This is a genomic window from Streptomyces sp. NPDC045022, assembly GCF_056432605.1.
The window spans coordinates 356,405-377,487 of sequence record NZ_JBWKIR010000002.1; the positions used below are offsets into that span (position 1 = coordinate 356,405).

Here is a 21,083-nt window from a genome sequence, read left to right on the forward strand (position 1 = left end):
ATGCGCAGGGTGTCGCGGGCGCGGGCGGCCGCGACGAACAGCGGTGACCGGGCCTTCAGTTCCTCGTGGGTGACCCGGCCGACGAAGGGCTGCGCGAGGCGGACTTCGGCGCCTGGGAAGGACTGACGTTCGCCGAGGTGCGCGAACGCCACCCGGACGAGCCGGCGGCGTGGCTGGCGTCGCCGACAGCGATACCGGGCGGCACGGGCGAGCCGTTCGAGGCGGTGACGCGCCGGGTCGCGCTGTCACGGGACAAGCTGCTGGGGCGGTACACGGGGCGGACGGTGCTGGTCGTCTCGCACGTCACGCCGCTGAGGACGCTGGTCCGGCTGGCGCTGGGCGCGCCGCCCGAGTCCCTGTTCCGGATGGAGCTGGCGGCGGCTTCGGTGTCGGCGGTGGCTTATTACGGGGATGGAAAATACGTCGGTGCAATTGCTGAACGACACGTCGCATCTGCGGTGGGTTCCGGCTGATACTCCTCGCAAATCCGGGTCGAGTTCCGCGACAGCGCCGAAAGACCGGTCGCGGTACCGGGACGGGGCACACGTCGGCGGGACGGCCGGGCAGGGCCGTCGGGCGTGTCTCAACTGTTACTGGTCCGCGCAGGTGGGCCTTGACCGACAGGCCCGGGGCAACGTATTTTCGAGCGGACCGACTCGTGAGCTGCTGGAAGGAGGCGAAGTCGGATGTCGATCATCTCCGACCTGCATCGCCTCGCTCAGCGGACCGTCTGGGTCCCGGGTCGTGTAGCACACGGCTGCTGAACAGCCCTCTTCACCGGCGTGCCCGATTGCGGCCCCGGTTTCTTCTCGTCTCTTCACCCGCCTGCGGCACGTCGTTGCGTGCTGATTTCTGCTTCGGGTTCTCACGCTTCAGCTTCGCCACCGTAAGAGAAAGCCCCTGAAATGGCGACTAGGACAATCTGTACGACCGCGCTCCGAAATGAGGATCTGCCATGGTAGCGGCGCGGATCACGGTCAACGGGAAGACCGCACCGATCTCCCCTGCCCCACCCCACACCACGGTCCTGGATTTCCTCCGTGAGCGTGGCCTCACGGGGACCAAGGAAGGCTGCGCGGAGGGCGAATGCGGTGCGTGTTCGGTCCTGGTGGCCCGCCCCGGGGTGAACAAGCCCACTGACTGGGTGGCGATCAACGCCTGCCTGGTGCCGGTCGCGGCCCTCGACGGTCAGGAGATCGTCACCTCCGAAGGCCTCGCCACCGCCGGCGAGCCCGGTACGCCGCCCACGCTGCACCCGGTGCAGGAGGAGATGGCGGTCCGCGGCGGCTCCCAATGCGGTTACTGCACACCCGGATTCGTCTGCAGCATGGCCGCCGAGTACTACCGGCCCGACCGCTGCGCGCACGCGGACTCGGCCGACAGCGCCGACGCCGAGCACGGTCCGAACGGTTTCGACCTGCACTCGCTGAGCGGAAACCTGTGCCGCTGCACCGGTTATCGCCCGATCCGTGATGCCGCGTTCGCCGTCGGTACGCCCACCGGGGACGACCCGCTGGCGCGGCGTCGCGAGCAGTCCCCACCCGAGCCGGTTGCCACCGAGTACACCCGGGACGACAGCGCGTTCCTGCGGCCGGGCACCCTGGGCGAAGCGCTCCAGCTGCTGCGTGAGCGGCCCGACGCGGTGGTGGTCGCCGGAAGCACCGACTGGGGCGTGGAGGTGAACATCCGTTCCCGCCGGGCGAGTTGCGTGGTCGCCATCGACCGGCTGCCCGAACTGCGGGAGCTGCGCGTCGAATCCGACCACATCGAGATCGGGGCGGCGCAGACGCTCACCGAGATCGAACGCCGCCTCGACGGCAGCGTCCCGCTGCTGGCGGAGCTGTTCCCGCAGTTCGCGTCCCGGCTCATCCGCAACGGTGCGACCCTCGGCGGCAACCTGGGTACCGGCTCCCCCATCGGTGACAGCCCGCCGGTGCTGCTCGCGCTGGAGGCGTCGGTGGTGCTCGCCGACGCCGACGGTGAGCGGGTGGTCCCGCTGGCCGACTACTTCACCGGTTACCGTCAGAGCGTGCGCCGCCCCGGCGAGCTGATCCGCGCCGTGCGCATCCCGCTTCCGCTGTCGCCCGTCACGGCCTTTCACAAGATCGCCAAGCGGCGCTTCGACGACATCTCCAGTGTGGCGGTCGCGTTCGCGCTCGACATCGAGGACGGGATCGTCCGCAAGGCACGCATCGGCCTGGGCGGCGTGGCCGCCACCCCGATCCGTGCCCTCGCCGCCGAGGCGGCCCTGGAGGGCAAGCCGTGGGTGACGGAGACCGTCGAGGCCGCGGCGCAGGTGCTGCAGGCCCAGGGCACGCCGATGAGCGATCACCGCGCCAGCGCCGGCTACCGCGCCGCGATGCTCGGCCAGAGCCTGCTGAAGCTGCACGCACAAACCACTGAGGCGGTGTCGTCATGAGCCATCTGTCCGAGCGTCCCGAAAAGCCCGTCGTCGGCGTTTCCATGCCGCACGAGAGCGCCACCCTGCACGTCACCGGCACCGCGCTCTACACCGACGACCTGGTCCACCGCACCAAGGACGTGCTGCACGCCTACCCGGTCCAGGTCATGAAGGCCCACGGCAGGGTGACCGCGCTGCGCACCGAGCCCGCGCTCGCCGTCCCCGGTGTGGTGCGCGTCCTGACCAAGGCCGACGTGCCCGGTGTCAACGATGCCGGCATGAAGCACGACGAGCCGCTGTTCCCCGACGAGGTCATGTTCTACGGTCACGCGGTCGCGTGGGTGCTCGGCGAGACCCTGGAGGCGGCCCGGCTCGGTGCGGCGGCCGTCGAGGTGGAACTCGACGAACTGCCCGCTCTGGTCACGCTGCAGGACGCGATGGCGGCCGAGAGCTTTCACGGCGCCCGGCCCATGATGCTGGCCGGCGACGTCGACGCGGGCTTCGCCGACTCCGCGCATGTGTTCACCGGCGAGTTCCAGTTCTCCGGTCAGGAGCACTTCTATCTCGAGACGCACGCGGCGCTGGCCCAGATCGACGAGAACGGCCAGATCTTCATCCAGAGCAGCACCCAGCACCCTTCGGAGACCCAGGAAATCGTCTCGCACGTGCTCGGGGTGCCCGCCCACGAGGTGACCGTGCAGTGCCTGCGGATGGGTGGCGGCTTCGGCGGCAAGGAGATGCAGCCGCACGGGTTCGCGGCCGTCGCCGCTCTCGGCGCCAAGCTGACCGGCCGGCCGGTCCGGTTCCGGCTGAATCGCACGCAGGACCTGACCATGTCGGGCAAGCGGCACGGGTTCCACGCCCAGTGGAAGATCGGCTTCGACGCGGACGGCCGTATCCAGGCCCTGGACGCCACCCTGACCGCGGACGGCGGCTGGAGCCTGGACCTCTCCGAGCCGGTGCTGGCCCGAGCGCTGTGCCACATCGACAACACCTACTGGCTTCCCAACGCGCGCGTCGCCGGTCGCATCGCCAAGACCAACACGGTCTCCAACACCGCCTTCCGCGGCTTCGGCGGACCGCAGGGCATGCTGGTGATCGAGGACATCCTGGGCCGCTGCGCGCCGCGACTCGGCCTGGACCCCGTGGAGTTGCGGGAGCGCAACTTCTACCAGCCGGGCCAGGGCCAGACGACGCCGTACGGGCAGCCGGTCACGCAGCCGGAACGGATCTCCACCGTCTGGCAGCAGGTCAAGGACCACGCCGGCATCGCCGACCGCAAGCGCGAGATCGCCGCCTTCAACGCCGCGCACCAGCACACCAAGCGGGCGCTTGCGATCACCGGCATCAAGTTCGGCATCTCGTTCAACCTCACCGCCTTCAACCAGGGCGGCGCGCTGGTGCTGATCTACAAGGACGGCTCGGTCCTGATCAACCACGGCGGCACCGAGATGGGCCAGGGCCTGCACACCAAGATGCTGCAGGTGGCCGCGACCACGCTGGGCATCCCACTGCACAAGGTTCGGCTCGCCCCCACACGCACCGACAAGGTGCCCAACACCTCGGCCACCGCCGCCAGTTCCGGCGCGGACCTCAACGGCGGCGCGGTGAAGAACGCCTGCGAGCAGTTGCGCGAGCGGCTGCTGCAGGTGGCCGCCACCCAGCTGGGGGCGAACGCCTCCGACGTGCGCATCGTCGAGGGCGTCGCGCGCGCCCTCGGCAACGACAGGGAACTCGCCTGGGACGACCTGGTGCGTACCGCGTACTTCCAGCGCGTGCAGCTGTCGGCGGCCGGTTTCTACCGGACCGAGGGACTGCACTGGGACGCGACGACGTTCAGGGGCTCGCCGTTCAAGTACTTCGCCCACGGCGCCGCCGCGACCGAGGTCGAGGTGGACGGCTTCACCGGCGCGTACCGCATCCGGCGGGTGGACATCGTGCACGACGTCGGCGACAGCCTGTCCCCGATGATCGACATCGGTCAGGTCGAGGGCGGCTTCGTGCAGGGCGCGGGCTGGCTGACGCTGGAGGACCTGCGCTGGGACACCGGTGACGGGCCGCACCGCGGCCGGCTGCTGACCCAGGCCGCCAGCACCTACAAGCTGCCGAGCTTCTCGGAGATGCCCGAGGAGTTCAACGTCACGCTGCTGGAGAACGCCACGGAAGAGGGCGCGGTGTACGGGTCCAAGGCGGTGGGTGAGCCCCCGCTGATGCTGGCGTTCTCGGTGCGGGAAGCGTTGCGGCAGGCCGCCGCGGCGTTCGGGCCGGCCGGCGTCAGCGTGGATCTGCCCTCCCCCGCGACACCGGAGGCGGTGTACTGGGCGATCGAAGCAGCCCGCAAGGGCGACGCACAGCACGACGGTGACGCCGGCGAGGACAGCGAGCTCCGCACCGGCATCAGCGCTCTGAGCAATGCCTGACATGACCTGGGTGGCCGCGGTCGCGCGGTTGCGGGCCCGCCGGGAACCCGGCGTGCTCGTGACCGTCGCGACCGTGCGCGGTCACGCGCCCCGCCGCGCCGGTGCCAAACTCGTCGTGGGGCAGTCCGGGACGTGGGGCTCGATCGGCGGCGGCAACATCGAGGCGGTCGCGATCGACCGGGCCCGCGAACTGATCGGCACGCCCGGTCCGGAGCCGGAGCTGATGGAGTTCGCCCTCAACGACAAGGTGACCAACCGGCACGGCGTGCAGTGCTGTGGCGGAGCCGTCACCGTCCTGCTCGAACCGCTGCCGGTGGTGCCGGCGGTGGCGGTCTTCGGCGTCGGTCACGTCGGACTGGAGCTGGCACGCATCCTGGCCCGCCACAACCTCGATCTGCACCTGATCGACACCCGCCCCGACATGCTCACCGACGAACGGCTCGGCGTGCTCGCGGACGCGGTCGCGCAGGTCCAGGTGCACCACACGCCACTGCTTCCGGAGGAGGTGCTCGAGGAGCTGGCGCCCGGCACCCACGTCCTGATCATGACGCATGATCACGCCGAGGACGCCGCACTGGCCGACGCCGCCCTGCGCACGGCCGGTCTCGGCTCGATCGGATTGATCGGCTCGGCCGCCAAATGGGCGCGGTTCCGGCACCGCCTGGCCACCGAGGGCGGCCATGACGCCGCCACCATCGACCGGATCAAGACCCCGATCGGACTGACCGAGATCACCGGTAAGGAACCCGCCACGATCGCGGTGAGCGTCGCGGCGGACCTGCTCCGGACCTTCGAACAGGCCCCCCACTGAGCGTCGCCGATCACGGTTGCCGCGGCCACGTACACGCCGGTGGCCGAGGGCGCGTGAGGTGGCACGGGCCAGGCACGTCAGCCCGGTACAGCACATCGGCACCGCCGGTCGGACCGGAAATTCCCAGGCCGTGGGTCACCTCGCCCACGTGACCTGCCGCGGGTGTCCGGCCGTCGACCGGGAACCGCGCCTGCCGCGCGGCCGGACACACGACGCCGGCCGCCGCCGACCAGCCGGCCGGGGACAGCCGCCGGCGTCCGCGACCAGACCGGAGCGGGCTACGGCGGTGATCGAACGGTTCCGGACCGCCGGGTCGCAGGCGGCCCGGGTGGCCACCGACAAGGTCCGCGGATCCGACCCGAAGCCGCGGGCTGGACAGCCATGGCATCGGCTCCGTACTGGCCGCACCGCTCCCCCCGGCCGGCCACCGGGACCCGCCGGTTCCGCGTCGACGCCGCGCGGCCGAGAAGCTGCCCGAGCGGGCCCGGCGGCGGCCGTCGGCCGGCCCCGGCGCCACAGGCCGACGCCGTGACCGGGGGGTGAGTCCACCTCGCCGAACCCGCCCGCGGCCACCACCGGTCACGCATCCGCCGCAACCGCCGCGCCCGTGAACGGGCCTTCCACCGTTGCCACTTGCCACCCTGGCCCGGGTGCCCGGTCCAGGAGGCGGCTGAGGGAGCCCTCGCAAGCCGGCAGGGGAGCCTGGCCGGGCTCGATCACCACCAGGTCCGCCGGTACCGCTCCAGGCCCCGCTGGGTCATCCCGCCCATGCCCGCCCATGCCGAGGCCCGTGGCATCACGCGGACGGTCACTGTCTCCACGACGGAAACCCATCGGCCTCGACCACGCGTGACATCACACCGACCAACAGGGACATCACGACGGACAGGCCTTGTGGAAATCTACGAAGAGGCGGTCCCAGCCTGCGGGGCTTTCATGTCTTCCCCCCCTAGCTGACTCCCCTCGGTTGGCTGTGTACTCCTCACACAAGTTGCAACGAGTCAAGCAACGAAGCAAGGGACGAGTGCCGTGGACCGACCCGCCACAGGGGTGGAAGCGCCGGCCGCACGGATGCGGATCGGCGAAGGCGTGCCTTCCACCCGGATCATCGAGGAACTCGGCGCTCGACTCTCCAGCCTGCCCATGGGTTCCGGGACCGTGGTTCGAGTGCGGTGTCCCGCACGGGCAGAGCAGCCGGGGAAATCCCCACCGTATCCAAAAGGAGTGACCGTGACCGCGCAGACCGAGGAAACGAGCATCCAGGAGCTCAAGCGCGCCTGGATGGAAGAGGCGATCAGGTTGGCCACCACCAGCGTGATGAACGGCGGCGGTCCGTTCGGCGCACTGGTCGCCAAGGACGGCGAGGTCGTCGCCTTCGGGAACAACCAGGTCACCGCGACCCTGGACCCGACGGCGCATGCCGAGGTGAGCGCGTTGCGTGCCGCGTGCAAGGAACTGGACACCTTCTCGCTCGAGGGCTGCGTCCTGGTCACCTCGTGTGAGCCGTGTCCGATGTGCCTTTCCTCCGCACTGTGGGCGCGAGTCGACGGAATCATCTACTCCGCCGATCGGCACGATGCCGCGGTGGCCGGTTTCGACGACCGCAAGTTCTACGACCTCTTCGACAAGAAGCCCCAGTCGATGTGGCCGACGCGGGTCGAGCACCTGGACCTGCCGAACCGTACGGCGCCGTTCGACGCGTGGCTGGCCAAGTCCGACCGCATCGACTACTGAGCCCGGTTCACCGCGCGCCGGCGACGACCGATGCCCCGGCGGGCTTCCCTCCGGGCATCGGCGTGCTCAGACGCACGCGGACACCGTCAGCTACTTCGATCCACCCTGGCGCGTCACTGCTCATCGAGGGATGCCTGCCGGGCGAGGAACTCTTCGAACGCCGCCTTCTGCTTCGGATCCATGAAGCCTTGGCGGACATCGCGGGCCTTCTCCTGGAGCCAGTGCGCCTCGTCGGGGTCCAGTAGCTCGGCGACCACCACGCCTTCGCGAGCAACCGCCGTGCGCCCTCCTACGCGACGACGGAAGAGCGTGAACGCCCCGAACTCCGCTGGGTGGGCCAGTTCCGGCTCCTCCGCCACAGCCCGGTACTCTTCCCCAGCGCCACTCGCCGGGTAGGCGGTGGGGGCCCAATGCTCCCAGAGCGCCAGCGTGGCCGCGGGCACCAGTACCGCGCGTTCCGCCTCGTCGCGCCCCTCCCACATGAACGTGACGGTGACGGGCTCGCCGACCGCCTCGGCCAGCCCGAGCACCCTCTCCATCTCATCGTTGACCGGGTAACCCACCACCACATCGATCTGAATGCCCATGGTGCCCGAGGCTACCGGCCGCTTCCGACAAGGCGATCTCACCGCACACCGGTGCCGGATGACGTCTGGTCACGCGGGCCCCTCACCGGTCCGGCGGAAGTCCATGGTTGCGGCAGGTGATCCGTACCATCGGACCATGAGCGTGTGGACGAAGAGCCTGGATGCGGCGGGGGTCCGGGAGCCGGGGCTGCGCGGGGACTACGACGACCAGCGGCAGCTGGTACGAGGTTTCCGGCGTACCGCGTACCTGGCGGCACGGGCGCTGCTGCCCCGGCACCTGCTGCCGCACGTCATAGCCGCGACAGCCGTGATGCACCACGGCGACAACCTCCTGGACACCGGGCCCATGCGGCAGCGCACGGCGGCGTGGGCGTCCTGGGAGCAGCGGGTACGGGACGCGCTGCGGACAGGGGAGAGTGACGACCCGCTGATCCGCGCGCTCGTGCACACCGTCTCCGCTCATCCCCGGCTGCGTGGAACCGTGGAGACCTACCTGTCGACCGGGACGGCCGAACTGCACTTCGCCGGCTTCCCCACCGAGGCCGACTTCCAGACCTATGTGGACGCCTACTCCTACCCGGCGTTCATGCTCGTCGCCGGCCTGCTGGCGCCGGAGGGCGACGATGCGCGGTACCGGGCCGCGTGCCGGACGTTCATCGAGGGCAGCCAGCGGCTCGACTTCGTCAACGACCTCGCCGAGGACGTGCGGGAAGGGCGCGTGGGCATCCCGGTCGCGGCGATGGAGTACTTCTCGGTCACCGTGGACGACCTGGCGACCGGGGCCGGCGGGACGTCCGTGGCGCACCTGGTGGCTGATCAGGTCGCCGCCACCCGCGCCTCTTTGCTGGCCGCCAGGGAGCTTCCGTCGCTGACCCCGGCACCGGGCCGGCGGCTCGTGGGTGCGCTGGTCGAGATCGAACTGCTCACCGCGGACGCGGTGCTGGCGCGGGGCGCCGGGGTGCTGCGCGGTTCCGCGAGTCCGCCGCGCCTGAGGTCCCTACGCGTCCTCACGCGCCGGTACTGAGACCTCGGCGGCCGGTGCCGGGGTGCGGTGCGCCCACGGGATCCAGATCGCCGTCAGTGTCACGGTCAGGGCCGAGGCCGCCACCGTGGCCATGCCGAGGGTCAGGCTCGCCGCGGTCGCGACGAAGCCGATCAGGGCGGGACCGCCGAGGAGGCCCGTGGTGCCCATCGCGGCGACCAGGGCCAGGGCGTCCGGGCCGCGTTCGGCGGCCGCGACGTACACGCACGGGGTGACGGCGGCCGCGCCGAGGCCGACGCAGGCGAAGCCGAGGAGCGTGGGGACGACCCCGCCGGTGAGCAGCGCGAGGGCCAGGCCGGCGGCGGCCACGGCGCTGCCGGTGCGGACCACGCGTCCGTCGCCCCAGCGGGTGCGCCAGCGGTCCGCGCGCGCCCGGGCCAGCAGCATCATCACGGAGACGACCGCGATGCCCAGCGGGGCGACTGCCGGGGACGCCTTGACGATGTCCTTCAGGTAGAGCGTGGACCAGTCGTTCATGGCGCCCTCGGTGATCGTGCCGAAGGCCATCGCACAGCCCATCAGCAGGGTGGTACCGGAGGGGAGGGCCAGGCGTCCGCGCCGCTTCGGGGTGCCCGGGCTCGCGGGCCCGGTGTCCGGCTCCGTCAGCAGGCCGGGACGGGCGCCGGCGAGCAGGAGCAGCAACAGGGCCCCGGCCACGGTGAAGTGGGCCCCGACGGACGCGGTCAGGGTGGTCACGCCGGAGGCCAGCAGGGCCGCGGCGAGCAGACCGGCGCTGAACGTGGCGTGCAGCTGGGACATGGCGGTGCGGTCGTAGGTCTTCTCCAGTGCGGCGCCCTGCGCGTTCATGGCGACGTTGAGGCAGCCGACGGCGACCCCGTCCGCGCAGACGGCGAGGAGGGCGAGGGGGTAGTTCGGTACGGCGAACAGCGCGGCCAGTACGGCGACGAGGCAGAGGGCGGAGGCGAGGGACAGGCGCCGGGAGCCGAGGCGGCGCGTCAGGACGGCGACGAGCGGGAAGGAGGCCGCCGCGCCGGCGCCGCAGGCCATCAGCAGCAGGCCCACCTCGCCGGCGCCCAGGTCCAGCCGGGTCTTGAGCGCGGGGAGGCGGGAGACCCAGCTGCCGTACTGGAAGCCGAGGAAGCAGAACAGCGCCGCGATGGACCATTTGGCGCGCTGGAAGGAGGGGGTGGGGAAGCCGGGCATCAGACCGCTCTCCGTCCTTCGCGGGGGCGGGCGGCGGCCACCTGAGCCGACATGTAGACGGCGTCGCCGCCGTAGCCCGGCGGGAGGACGGCCTCGTGGTGGGTCTGGTAGCCGTTGGCCCGCCAGAACGGCTCCTTGCCGGCGACCGCGATCAGCGACATGGTCTCGAAGCCGCGGGCGCGGGCCGCCTCGGTGAGGTGGCGCACCAGCCGGGTGCCGAGGCCGCGGCGCCGCAGGGGTGCGCTGACGACGAGGTCGTGCAGGTGGAGGTTGGCCGAGTGGTGGACGACCTGTTCCGGGCGGGACAGGTCGGGGCAGCGGAACCTCGGGTAGGACAGGGCAAGGACGTAGCCGGCGAGCCGGCCGTCGAGGTCGAGGACGAAACAGGTGCCGGCCGAGGCCCGGGCCCGCGAGCGCAGCATCTCCTCGCCCTCGGTGAGGGAGACGTCCGCGTACGCCTCGGTCTCCAGGGCGGCCAGCCTCGGCCAGTCGGCCTCGACGATGCCCCTTATGCGCATGAGGTGTCCCATTTCAGTGCCGTTCTTCGGGGGCGAGGGGCTCGCCGGTGCCGCGTACGGAGGTGCACGGCAGCGGGCGGATGCCGTTGAAGCCCTGGGTCATGTAGCTGGTGGCGTAGGCGCCGGCGGAGAGGATCCAGACCGGGTCGCCGGAGGTGACGGACCGGGGCACGCGCACCGGGTACCGGCCGCCGCCGTAGGCGTCGTCGCTGTCGCAGCTGGGGCCCGCGACGATCGCGGGGACGTGGTCCCGGTCGTCGGGGTGGCCGGGGAAGACCAGCCGGTGCGTCAACTGGTCCATTTCGTAGAGGCCGTTGAACTTGCCGCAGCTCAGGTAGAGCCAGTGGCCGTCCGCGCCGTCCGGTTGCCGGCGCCGGGTGAGCCGGGAGACGTGGGCGCGGACGGCGCCGTGGTCGGCGACCAGGTGACGGCCCGGCTCCATGACGAGGGCGAGGGGCGCGGAGGTGAGGCCGCGCAGGCGGTCCATGCCCTCGCGGAGCACGGTGAAGATCTTGTCCAGGGGCGGTTCGAGGAGGTTGCCGTGGCGGTCCCGGTAGCCGAGCGCGGGCAGCCCGCCGCCGAGGTTGACGTGGTCGGGTACGATCCCCCGCCCGGCCAGCGCCGTCAGGGTCTCGGCGAGGGTGTCCAGGGCCTGTTGCCAGGCCTCGCCGGTCATCTGCTGGGAGCCGACGTGCACGGACAGGCCCGCCGGGGTCAGGCCGGCCGCGCGGGCCGTGGTCAGCACGCGGACGGCGTCGGCCGGGGTGCAGCCGAACTTGCGGTTCAGGCCCCACAGGGCGCCCTCCCCGCTGGTGGCGAGGCGGCAGAACACCCGGGTGCCGGGGGCGTGTTCGGCGATCGCGGTGACGTCCTCGACGCTGTCGGTGGCGAATGCGCGGACGCCCAGCCGGTGTGCCTCGGCGATGTCGTGGTCGGACTTGACGGTGTTGCCGTAGTGGATGCGGTGGATGGGGGTCCCGGTGCGCAGGGCCTGGACGATCTCGGCGGGGCTCGCCGCGTCGAAGCCGGCGCCCCGGTCGGCGAGGCACCGCAGGACGTCGTCGACGGGGCAGGCCTTCAGGGCGAAGCGGACCTGGAGGCCGGGCAGTTCGCGGAGCAGGGTGTCGTACTGGGTCTCGATGCCGGTGAGGTCGTAGACGACGCGGTCGCTCCGCGCGGCGCTCAGTGCGGCGGCGAGGGGTGCGCTGATGCCTCCGCCGGGTGGTGTGCTGGTCTTCACGCCGGTCCGTCCCCGGGGGCGAGTGCGGTGGTGCGGGCAGCCTGGACGAGCGCCGGCCAGGCCTCGACGAGGTGGGCGAAGTCCGCGATGTCCTGCTCGGCCTCGTCCAGCAACCGTTCCCGTTCTGCGGCGAGTTGTTCGGCGAACGCCGCGTACCGGCCGCCGAGCTTCCGGTACGCGGTGTCGACCCGGTCCAGTCGCCACTCGTTCTCGGCGCGGTCCAGCCGGGTGCTCTCCCGCAGGAGGCCGGTGACCGCGTCGGGGCGGACGTGCTGCGACTCGTCCAGGAGCCGGCCGCCCTCGGCCGCCATCCGGTCGTAGACGTGGTGGAAGTGGAGCATGGACAGCAGGAACTTCACGAACCGCCGCTGGTAGGCCGGGAAGCCGGTGTCCGTGCGGCGTTCGGGGGTGTGGAAGTTCTCGATGTGCCGGTTGTGCAGGATGCCGGGCAGCCCGGCGTCGTGGACCAGGTGGAGGAGGAAGTAGTCGCTGCCGATGGTGTCGGTGGCGGGCGGCAGCGGGATCCGCTCGTAGACCGCGTGGTCGAAGGCGATGTTGCACATGTCGACGCGCATCGGGTCCACCAGGGTGAGCGTCGCCCGGTCGCCGGTGAAGGGGTCGGTGCCCGCGCCCGTGAAGGACTCCTCGACCAGGTCCCGTCGGCGCTCCTCCGGCCAGTCGCCCGGCGCCCAGAGGCCGACCACGTCGTGGTAGACGCCCTCGTCCAGCCGGCGTATCTCGCCGATGTCGACGGAGAGTTCGCCGATGAAGGAGGCTCCGGCCAGCGACACCGGGCGGTGGGCGTGGGCGGGGTCGAGGTCGGTGCGGGTGACGCCGGCCGCGACCTCGGCGGCGGGCCGGCCCAGCCACGGCAGCTCGTGATGGACGGGGAACACCGGTTGCCGTGAGTGGAGTTGGTAGGCGCTGTCGGAGTCCCGGCGATGCACGGACCGGCAGCCGAGCGCGGCGGCCAGCAGGAACGCGCGGTTGGTGCAGGCACCGTAGGAGACGGCGGCCGGCAGCATCAGGCGCAGCAGCCGGTCGGGCTCCGGCAGGCCTGCCGCCCGGACGACCCGGCGCAGGAAGTCCCGCTGGGCTTCCTCGCCGAGGTGGTGGACGGTCACGTGCCGAACCGCCGGGAGGCTGGCGACGACGCGTGCGTGCTCGGCGCGGGTGCGGTCGTCGGAGGAGTCGAGGATCAGCAGCTGGACGTCGGCGCCGAAGCGGCGGGACGCGTAGGCGGCCTCGTCGTGGATCGCGCTGAGCGTGGCGGAGCAGGCCCGGTTGGTGGGCAGGGTGAGGCAGATGCGGGGTGCGGTGACAGCCTGGTTCACCGTGCTGTCCCGTGGGTTTTCCAGGCGTCCAGACCCAGCAGCTTCCTGCCGAGCGGGTTGAGGTCGGCGGGGCCGTAGCGCAGGGCCTCCGGTTCCCGGGCGTCGCCGAGCAGGGTGGCGTTCCAGTCGGGGGTGGCCAGGGTGCGCCAGGACTCCACGCGGGAGTCGCGCAGGGCCGTGTGCTCCTCCAGGGCGGGCATCATCGACAGGTACTGGACGGCTCGGACAGCGTTGTCAGAGAGGTTCGGGGCCACTCCGTGCGCGAGCAGCCCGTTGAAGATCAGCAGGTCACCGGCCTGGAGGTCGGGACGGACCACCGGGAACTCGGTGCGGTCGGCGCCCGGACGGATCGGGTCACGGCCGGGTGGCTGGGCGACGCGCCACTCCTCGAAGCGGCGGAACAGCTCCGGGGCGCACTGGAAGCCACCGAGTTCGGGCCGGGTGTCGGTGAGCGCGATGATGCCCTGGACCCGCTGCGGGAGCACGGCGAGGGTGGTGTCGACGTCCCAGTGCAGTTCGATGTCGAAGCCCTCGTCGGTGGGCTCGATCAGGGAGCGGGAACGGCTGCGTATGTTGGGCGGGTTGAGGTTGAGCCGGTCCAGGGTGACCCACAGCTCCTCGCAGTCCCAGACGTCCACGAAGGCGTCGTGGACCCGCCGGCTCTGGCGGCTGTCCCAGATGAGCTGGTGGTGGTACGCCTCGACGAAGCCGTAGATGTAGAGGTGCTGGTCCAGCTCGGAACGGAACTCCGGTTGCGCGTACCAGGTCTCGGGGCGGTCGGGATCGAGTCCCTGGAACCGCCAGGCGAAGTCGAGCAGGGCCTTCGCCTCGCCAGGGGTGATGGCCTCGGGGACGACGACATAGCCGTAGGTCTGCCAGAAGGCGTGATCCTCTTCGGACAGCACCCTGAGGGGCCGTGTCTTCTCGATGTCACGCAGGGGCGTCGGGGCGAGGTAGGTCTCGCCGTCGGCGCTGAAGTAGGGGCGGTCGGTCGCCGCTCGGTGGAGGAAGGGGGCGGACGTCTGCATGCGATCACTCCGGGGTGTTGGTCGAGCACCTTCGGGTCGGACGTGAGACATGTGCCGGTGGCAAGCGCCAGGGCGCGAGGGGCCACCGGTTTCCCTGGTGGAAAGAAGAGGTCGGCCGCCCGCGGTGAGAGGCGGGCGGCCGGTGGGCCGGTGGGTCAGCCGGCGACGACGGCCTCGGCCGCCGCCATCGCGCAGACACGGGCGGCGCCGTAGGTGGCGATGTGCGGGGCGCCGCGCGGCGGGGCCTGCGGCAGACCCATCTCGACCACGACGGTGTCGGGCCGGGCGGCGAGCAGGGCGGCGAGGGCGGAGCCCATCCAGTCGTGCCGGTGCGCGTCGCGGACCACGGCGACGATCCGGCGGCCGTCGGCCGCGGCGAGCGCGGCGGTGCCCGCGTCGGCGCCGGTGAAGGAGCCGGACGTGCTGCCGGGCAGCAGCCGCTCCAGCTCGGCGGCCACGCCCCACGGGGTCTGGTCGCCGACGGCGATGTTGGGGGCCGGGTTGAACTGGGCGACGTACACCGGTTCGGTGACCGGCGCGGCCGCGCCGGCGCGGGTCACGGTCAGGGCGCGGCGGGCCGCGATCAGGCCGATCTCGGGGTCGGGGGCGGTCTTCTCCGCGGCGCCGCGCGCCTCGGCGGTCCAGTGGGCCAGCCGGCGCACCCGGGCCGCCGCGTCGGCGAGCCGCTCCTCGGGCAGTTCGCCCGAGCGTACGGCGGCCACGAGCGCGTCCCGCAGTCCCAGCACGGTGGCCTCGTCGCACAGCCCGCCGCCCACGCAGATGGCGTCGGCGCCGGCCGCGATCGCCAGGACCACACCGTGCTCCAGGCCGTAGGTGCCAGCGATCGCGCGCATCTCCATGCCGTCGGTGACGATCAGGCCCTGGTAGCCGAGTTCACCGCGCAGCAGGTCGGTGAGGACGCGCCGGGAAAGGGTGCCGGGGCGGTCCGGGTCGAGGGCGGGCACGAGGATGTGCGCGCTCATGATGGCCCGGGTGCCGGCGGCGATGGCCGCGCGGAAGGGCGGCAGTTCGCGGGCGTAGAGGGTCTCGGCGTCGACGTCGATGCGCGGCACGGCGTGGTGGGAGTCGACGTTGGTGTCGCCGTGGCCGGGAAAGTGCTTGGTGCAGGCGGCGACGCCGGTGGACTGCAGGCCCTCGACCCAGGCGGCGGTGTGCCGGGCCACCAGGTCGGTGCCCGAGCCGAAGGAGCGGACGCCGATGACGGGGTTGTCGGGGTTGGCATTGACGTCGGCGGACGGCGCCCAGTCGAAGTTGACGCCGCAGGCGGCGAGGCGCCGGCCCAGTTCGCGGGAGACGGCCCGGGTGAGGTCGGGGTCGTCGACGGCGCCGAGGGCGTGGTTGCCGGGGAAGGAGGAGCCGGTGCGGACGTCGAGGCGGGTGACGTCACCGCTCTCCTCGTCGATGGCGACCAGCAGATCGTCCCGCTCGGCGCGCAACTGGGCGGTCAGGGCGGTGACCTGGTCCTCGCTGACGACGTTGCGGCCGAACAGGGCGACGGAGGCGAGGCCTTCGCCGAGGCGGCGGCGCACCCAGTCGGGCGCGGTGGTGCCGTCGAACCCCGGCTGGAGCACCGCGAGGGCGTTGCGGGTGAGGGTGTCGCCCGCGGCGGAGCCGCTGCCGGATGCCGTGGTGGCGAGTGTGGTCATCGGGAACGTCATCCCTTCACGGCGCCGTCGGTCAGACCGCTGACAGCCTTGCGTTGCAGGAAGATGAAGAGGATCAGGATGGGCAGCGCGAACAGGGACGAGGCGGCCATCGTGGCGCCCCAGTCGTCACCGAAGGCGGTCCGGAACTGGGACAGCCACAGCGGCAGGGTCTGCTTCTCGTTGGCCTTGTTGAGGATCAGGACGAGCGGGAACTCGTTCCAGGCGGTGATGAAGCCGAACAGCGAGGTCGCCATCAGTCCGGGCGCGAGCAGCGGGAAGATCACCTTGACGAAGGCCTGGAAGCGGCTGCAGCCGTCGACCATGGCCGACTCCTCCAGCTCCTTGGGCACGGCGGCCACATAACCGCGCAGGGTCAGGATGGTCAGCGGGAGCACCATCATCGTGTAGAAGACGGTGAGCGGGACCAGGCTGTCGAGCATGTCGTTGTCGCGGACGATCATGTAGATGGCGATGATCATGACCTCCCAGGGGGCCATCTGCGCCAGCATGAACGTCACGATGAGACCGCGCCGGCCCTTGAAGCGCATCCGCGTGAGGGCGAAGGCCGCGAACAGGGCGATGACCAGGGAGAACACGACGGACAGGACGGTGACGGTGACGGAGTTGAGGACCAGCGTCCAGAAGTGGTCGGCGCCGACGGCCCGCTTGAAGTGGCTGAAGGTGACGTCGGTCGGGAACCACACGGGGTTGTCGGCGATGATGTCGCCGGTCGGCTTGAAGGCCGTGGCGAACATCCAGTAGACGGGGAACACGAAGCCGACGAAGAGGACGACGGCGGTCGCGTTGGGCCAGATACGGCCGAAGACCGAGCGCTTCACAGCTCGTCCTCCTCTTGCTTGAGCACCATGCGCAGGTAGTACGAGGTGATGACGAGCAGAACCATGATGGTGAGGAACGAGATCGCCGCGCCGACGCCGAAGTGCTGGTTGCCGACGCCCTCGACGTAGGCGTAGATCGGCAGGGTCTCGGTGAGGTGGTCGGGGCCGCCCTCGTTGAGGGCGAAGATCTGCGCGAAGGACTTGAAGACCCAGATGACCTCGAGGAAGGTCGTCGCGTACAGGAACGGCCGCAGGAAGGGCAGGGTCACGGAGGTGAAGCTCTTCCACGCGTCCGCGCCGTCCAGGGAGGCGGCCTCGTACAGTTCCCTGGGGATGGTCGTGGTGGCGGCGTAGAGGTTGATCGCCACGAAGGGGATCGACTGCCAGACGATCAGCAGGGTGACCACGGCGAAGGTGGAGAGCTGGGTCTCCAGCCAGTTGTGGTCGGCCATGGAGTGCCAGCCGAGCTTGTCGAGGACCCAGTTGACGACGCCGAAGCGCTGAGCGAACAGCCACTGGTAGACGGTGGTGGCCGCGATGACGGGCATGGCCCAGGCGAGGACGAGGCCCAGCATGAGCAGTAGCCGCATCTTCTTGCCGAGCCGGGCCAGCAGCAGTCCGATCAGGGTGCCCAGCAGCATGATCAGGACGACGTTGGCGGCGGTGAAGAAGACCGAGCGCTCGACGACGTGCCAGAACTCCGACTCGGTCAGGACGCCCCGGTAGTTGTCGACGCCGTTCCACTCGGTGAGGTGCTGGATGAGCTGCCGCGGGTTGAGGTTCTGGAACGACAGCATGCCGTTCTTGACCAGGGGCCAGCCGAGCAGGACCAGTGTGGCCAGCAGTGCGGGCAGCAGGAGCAGGTAGGGGGCGGCGGCGCGGCGGGACGGCGCCCGGGAGGTGCGGTCCTCACCTCGCGGCGGCACCGGCACCCGGGCATTGTGGACAGCGGGCCCCCCGGCCGTGTCCGTGCCTTCGGTCTGCACTGACATGAGTTGCCATCTCTTCCGTGGCCGTACGAACGATTTGCTCGGCCGTGCGCACGGGATCGGCGGTGGCGCGCACGGCACATGACAGCCGGGGGTGCCTGCGCGGCACCCCCGGCGCGGTCATCAGTTCTGCTGGGCCAGGCGCTTGTTGATCTCGCCCTCGACCTGCTTCGCGGCGTCCGCCGGGGACTTACCGTTCAGCACCGCGGTCATGTAGGACTTGATCGGGTTCGGGGTGTTCTCCACCGCGGCCCACTCGGGGATCAGCGGGGTGGTGCCACCGACAGCGGCACCGGGCGCGGCGGCCTCGGCGGCGCCGTTGCCCTTGAGGTTGCTCTCCAGGGACCCCTTGTTCGGGATGACACCGTTGAGCTTGGCCAGTTCGCCCTCGTACTGGTCGGACAGGGCGATCTTCAGGAACTCCTCGGCCAGGGACTGCTTCTTGCTGTTCTGGGCGACGGCGAGGTTGGAACCGCCGAGGAAGACGCCCTCGGGCTTGCCGGCCGTCTCGCCCGGGATGGTGAAGTAGCCGAGGTCCTTCTCGATGGCCTTGTTGGCCTGGATCGCGGTGCCGGCCTCCCAGCCCATGCCGATGAAGGCGCCGGTCTTGCCCTTGGCGAAGACGGTCGCCTGCTGCGGGGTGGCCTCGTCCTTGTCCTTGGGTGCCTCGGAGTAGGAGGCGTACTTCTTGTAGACCTCCATCGCCTTGGTGACCTTGGGGTCGCCGAGGTTGGAGACGTACTTGTCGCCGTCCTTCTTCACCAGGTCGGCACCCTGGCCGATGGTCAGGCCGTCGAAGAAGTACCAGTTCTGGCCGGGCAGGTAGAGCGGCTCGGCGTCGGTCTTCTTGCCGATGGTCTCCAGGTCCTTGAAGAACTCGTCCCGGGTCTTGGGGGTGTCCTTGATGCCGGCCTTCGCCCAGATCTTCTTGTTGTAGACGACGACGCGGTTGGCGAAGTACCAGGGGGCGGCGTACTGCTTGCCGTCGTAGACGGAGGACTGCGAGACCGACGGCGTCCAGTCGGCGCCGATCTGCTGCTTGAGGTCGCCCAGTTCGGCGAGACCGCCGGTGGCCGCGTAGGCCGGGGTCTGGGTGTTGCCGACCTCGATGACGTCCGGCGGGTTGGACTCGGAGAGGGCTGTGGTGATCTTCTGCTGGATCCCGTCCCACTTCTGGATCTCGAACTTCAGCTTGGCGCCGGTCTTCTTCTCGAAGGCGGCCTGGACGTCCTTGGTCCACTGCGGCGGCGCGGAACCGTCCATCGTCCAGACGGTGAGCGTCTGGCCCTTCCAGCTCTCCGGCCCCGCGTCCTTGCCACTGTCCTTGCCGTCGTCGCCGCCGCACGCCGAGACGGAAACCATCATGCCCGCGATCACGATCGCGGCCGCAAGCTTGCGCTTCACGCCACCCTCCTCAGGGATGCCACTTACCCCCCACGCCCTCGGCGGTGACCTGCGTACGACGCTGTTGCACGTAGGGCTCGGGCCTGGCCACGAATGGTGTAGACCAGTAACGTGGAGCTTGGCCTAGACCTTTCGGGGTGTCAAGGGTGGTCCGGGAAGCCGGTTACGGCTGTTACGAGAACGTCATCGGAGCCCGCCCGCCCCCTTCGCCCGGTCTTCGCCCGGAGCGTTCAGTTGGACTAGACCATAGGGCAGTTGGTCGCTATAACGGGAGCCCACCGACACAGCCGGGAAGGCAGGCATGACCACCGACGTCAGCAGCGCCCAGCCACGCAGGGGGGCGCTCGGCCGCACCGCGCGCGTGCCGAAGTACTACCGGATCAAACAACAGCTCCTCGCCATGACCGAGGCGCTGGAGCCCGGTTCGGCCATGCCCGCGGAACGTCTGCTCGCCGTCCGGTTCAGCACCTCCCGGACCACCGTCCGGCAGGCGCTGCAGGAACTCGTGGGCGAGGGCCGCCTCGACCGGATCCAGGGCAAGGGCACCTTCGTCGCCCAGCCCAAGCTGTACCGCACGCTCCAGCTCACCTCGCACACCGAGGACATGCGCGCCCAGGGCCTCACGCCCGCCTCGCAGACGCTGGACATCGGGGAGAGCCCCGCCGACGAGAAACTGTCGGGACTGCTCGGCATCGCCATCGGCGAGCGGGTGCTGCGCATCGAGCGGCTGCGGCTCGCCAGCGGCGACCCGATGGCGATCGAGACGACCCATCTGTCCGTGCGCCGCTTTCCCGGGCTGCGCCGCTCCCTGGGCACCTGTCCGTCGCTCTACACGGCGCTCGCCGAGGTGTACGGCGTCCATCTCGCGGAGGCCGACGAGACCATCGAGACCTCGCTGGCGACCCCGCGCGAGGCACAACTGCTCGGCACCGACGTGGGGCTGCCGATGCTGCTGCTGTCCCGGCACTCACGGGACGCGGAGGGCACCCCGGTGGAATGGGTGCGGTCGGTGTACCGCGGCTCCCGCTACAAGTTCGTGGCCGCGCTGCGCCGGCCGGACCTGCGCCTGTCCCCCACGGCGGTCCGGCGCAGAACCGCTCCACCCGGCCCCGAGGGCCTCGGCCTCACCTGATCCGCCGGGGACCGGCGGCCTGCCCCGGCCGGTCGGGCCGCGGCGGTGCGGCCGGCACCGACCGCCCGGCCGGCGTCCGGCCTCTCCCGGGAGGGGCCCGGACGCCGGCCGGGCGTGTGCCGCTCAGCCCTTGGCGTGATGGATGCCCTTGGCCTTTTTGATGCCCTTGGCGTGCTTGGTGCTCTTGGCGTCCTTGGCCTTCTTACTGCCCTTGGCGTCCGTGGTGCCGTTGGTCTTCTTGACTTCCTCGGTGCAGGTGGTGTCCTTGCCTTCCGGGGCTTCCATGGTGTTTTCGGTGTCCATGGTGTCTTCGGTGTCCTTGGTCAGCTTGACGTCCTGGTCCGCGACCGCGTGGAAGGTCGGCAGCGGCACGAGTCCCGTCGGGCGCGTCTCCATGAGCGCGGCCCGCACATGCGCCGTCTTGGCCTTGAGCGACTCCGACGAGACCGTGCCGCTGTTCTGCCAGTGGTGTTCGGCGCCGTCGCACCGGACGCCGCTGCCGCCGATGCCGTGCTGGACGTGGGGATCGGCCTGGCTGACCGAGGAGCTGACGAACACCGGCCCGGTCGCCCCGGTGCACCGGTAGGTGCCGGAGAGGGTGACCGTACCGTCGGCCGCGATGCGGCCGGTGGGGTCGACGGTGATGGTCTCGGAGGGGTCGGCGCCGGCCGGACCTGCGGCGGCGCAGAGCAGGACGGCGGCACCGAGGGCCGCGACGAGGGCGGGGCGTACGGGCATGGGGGGGCCTCCCGGTTCCGTGGGGTTGGGGGCCT

Annotated in this window: 16 protein-coding genes and 2 pseudogenes; 7 read left to right on the forward strand and 11 right to left on the reverse strand. The window is 71.0% G+C overall.

The features are described from left to right. Window positions 1–80 precede the first annotated feature (80 nt). The 5 genes and pseudogenes from AC07C1_RS04860 to AC07C1_RS04880 form a co-directional block, all read left to right on the forward strand. A pseudogene (locus AC07C1_RS04860) lies at window positions 81–459 on the forward strand (histidine phosphatase family protein); the annotation flags it as partial. Between the two features lie 496 nt (window positions 460–955). After that, a complete protein-coding gene (locus AC07C1_RS04865) occupies window positions 956–2,419 on the forward strand; it encodes a xanthine dehydrogenase small subunit (RefSeq protein ID WP_478936930.1) in 1,464 nt (487 codons plus the stop codon). Further along, a complete protein-coding gene (gene xdhB, locus AC07C1_RS04870; RefSeq protein ID WP_478936931.1) occupies window positions 2,416–4,821 on the forward strand; it encodes a xanthine dehydrogenase molybdopterin binding subunit in 2,406 nt (801 codons plus the stop codon). The genes AC07C1_RS04865 and xdhB overlap by 4 nt, the downstream gene beginning before the upstream one ends. A gap of 1 nt (window position 4,822) precedes the next feature. Next, a complete protein-coding gene (gene xdhC, locus AC07C1_RS04875) occupies window positions 4,823–5,632 on the forward strand; it encodes a xanthine dehydrogenase accessory protein XdhC (RefSeq protein ID WP_478936932.1) in 810 nt (269 codons plus the stop codon). A 1,230-nt stretch (window positions 5,633–6,862) separates the two neighbouring features. Further along, window positions 6,863–7,366, forward strand: a complete 504-nt coding sequence (locus tag AC07C1_RS04880) for a nucleoside deaminase (RefSeq protein ID WP_478936933.1) — start codon at window positions 6,863–6,865, stop codon at window positions 7,364–7,366. A gap of 113 nt (window positions 7,367–7,479) precedes the next feature. Here the strand turns inward: AC07C1_RS04880 and AC07C1_RS04885 are convergent, their stop codons facing one another. Beyond that, window positions 7,480–7,953 (reverse strand): hypothetical protein, encoded by a 474-nt coding sequence (locus AC07C1_RS04885; protein WP_478936934.1) that lies wholly within the window; start codon window positions 7,951–7,953, stop codon window positions 7,480–7,482. A 136-nt stretch (window positions 7,954–8,089) separates the two neighbouring features. Between AC07C1_RS04885 and AC07C1_RS04890 the strand changes: the two genes are divergently transcribed. After that, window positions 8,090–8,977 (forward strand): squalene/phytoene synthase family protein, encoded by an 888-nt coding sequence (locus AC07C1_RS04890; protein ID WP_478936935.1) that lies wholly within the window; start codon window positions 8,090–8,092, stop codon window positions 8,975–8,977. On the opposite strand, the gene AC07C1_RS04895 is transcribed toward AC07C1_RS04890, so the two are convergent. The 9 genes from AC07C1_RS04895 to AC07C1_RS04935 all read right to left on the reverse strand — a co-directional run bounded on the left by AC07C1_RS04895 (window position 8,951) and on the right by AC07C1_RS04935 (window position 19,178). Then, window positions 8,951–10,159: an MFS transporter gene (locus AC07C1_RS04895; protein WP_478936936.1), complete on the reverse strand. Its 1,209-nt coding sequence runs from the start codon at window positions 10,157–10,159 to the stop codon at window positions 8,951–8,953. The two genes, AC07C1_RS04890 and AC07C1_RS04895, sit on opposite strands and share 27 nt — an antisense overlap. After that, window positions 10,159–10,689, reverse strand: coding sequence for a GNAT family N-acetyltransferase (locus AC07C1_RS04900; protein WP_478936938.1), 531 nt, complete (start codon window positions 10,687–10,689; stop codon window positions 10,159–10,161). The genes AC07C1_RS04895 and AC07C1_RS04900 overlap by 1 nt, the downstream gene beginning before the upstream one ends. A 1-nt stretch (window position 10,690) precedes the next feature. Next, entirely contained in the window at window positions 10,691–11,917 is a 1,227-nt protein-coding gene (locus tag AC07C1_RS04905; protein ID WP_478936940.1) for a type III PLP-dependent enzyme, read from the reverse strand. Continuing rightward, window positions 11,914–13,251, reverse strand: a complete 1,338-nt coding sequence (locus tag AC07C1_RS04910) for a DUF6271 family protein (protein WP_478936942.1) — start codon at window positions 13,249–13,251, stop codon at window positions 11,914–11,916. Before AC07C1_RS04910 ends, AC07C1_RS04905 begins: the two co-directional genes overlap by 4 nt. Continuing rightward, the gene (locus AC07C1_RS04915) at window positions 13,248–14,279 is read right to left on the reverse strand and encodes a phytanoyl-CoA dioxygenase family protein (RefSeq protein ID WP_478936943.1); all 1,032 of its coding nucleotides are present in this window, start codon (window positions 14,277–14,279) and stop codon (window positions 13,248–13,250) included. Before AC07C1_RS04915 ends, AC07C1_RS04910 begins: the two co-directional genes overlap by 4 nt. A gap of 155 nt (window positions 14,280–14,434) precedes the next feature. Next, complete coding sequence (locus tag AC07C1_RS04920; protein WP_478936945.1) at window positions 14,435–15,946, reverse strand: glycoside hydrolase family 3 protein; 1,512 nt, start codon at window positions 15,944–15,946, stop codon at window positions 14,435–14,437. A gap of 8 nt (window positions 15,947–15,954) precedes the next feature. After that, window positions 15,955–16,785 carry a carbohydrate ABC transporter permease gene (locus AC07C1_RS04925; RefSeq protein ID WP_478936946.1) on the reverse strand — a complete coding sequence of 277 codons (831 nt, stop codon included), beginning with the start codon at window positions 16,783–16,785 and terminating at the stop codon, window positions 15,955–15,957. Then, entirely contained in the window at window positions 16,782–17,777 is a 996-nt protein-coding gene (locus tag AC07C1_RS04930; RefSeq protein ID WP_478936947.1) for a carbohydrate ABC transporter permease, read from the reverse strand. The genes AC07C1_RS04925 and AC07C1_RS04930 overlap by 4 nt, the downstream gene beginning before the upstream one ends. Before the next feature lie 120 nt (window positions 17,778–17,897). Continuing rightward, a complete protein-coding gene (locus AC07C1_RS04935; protein ID WP_478936948.1) occupies window positions 17,898–19,178 on the reverse strand; it encodes an extracellular solute-binding protein in 1,281 nt (426 codons plus the stop codon). Window positions 19,179–19,479: 301 nt separating this feature from the next. Between AC07C1_RS04935 and AC07C1_RS04940 the strand changes: the two genes are divergently transcribed. Further along, window positions 19,480–20,310: a GntR family transcriptional regulator gene (locus AC07C1_RS04940; RefSeq protein WP_478936949.1), complete on the forward strand. Its 831-nt coding sequence runs from the start codon at window positions 19,480–19,482 to the stop codon at window positions 20,308–20,310. Between the two features lie 318 nt (window positions 20,311–20,628). Here AC07C1_RS04940 and AC07C1_RS04945 read toward each other — a convergent pair. Further along, window positions 20,629–21,048: pseudogene (locus AC07C1_RS04945) on the reverse strand (DUF6299 family protein); the annotation flags it as partial. Window positions 21,049–21,083 lie beyond the last annotated feature (35 nt).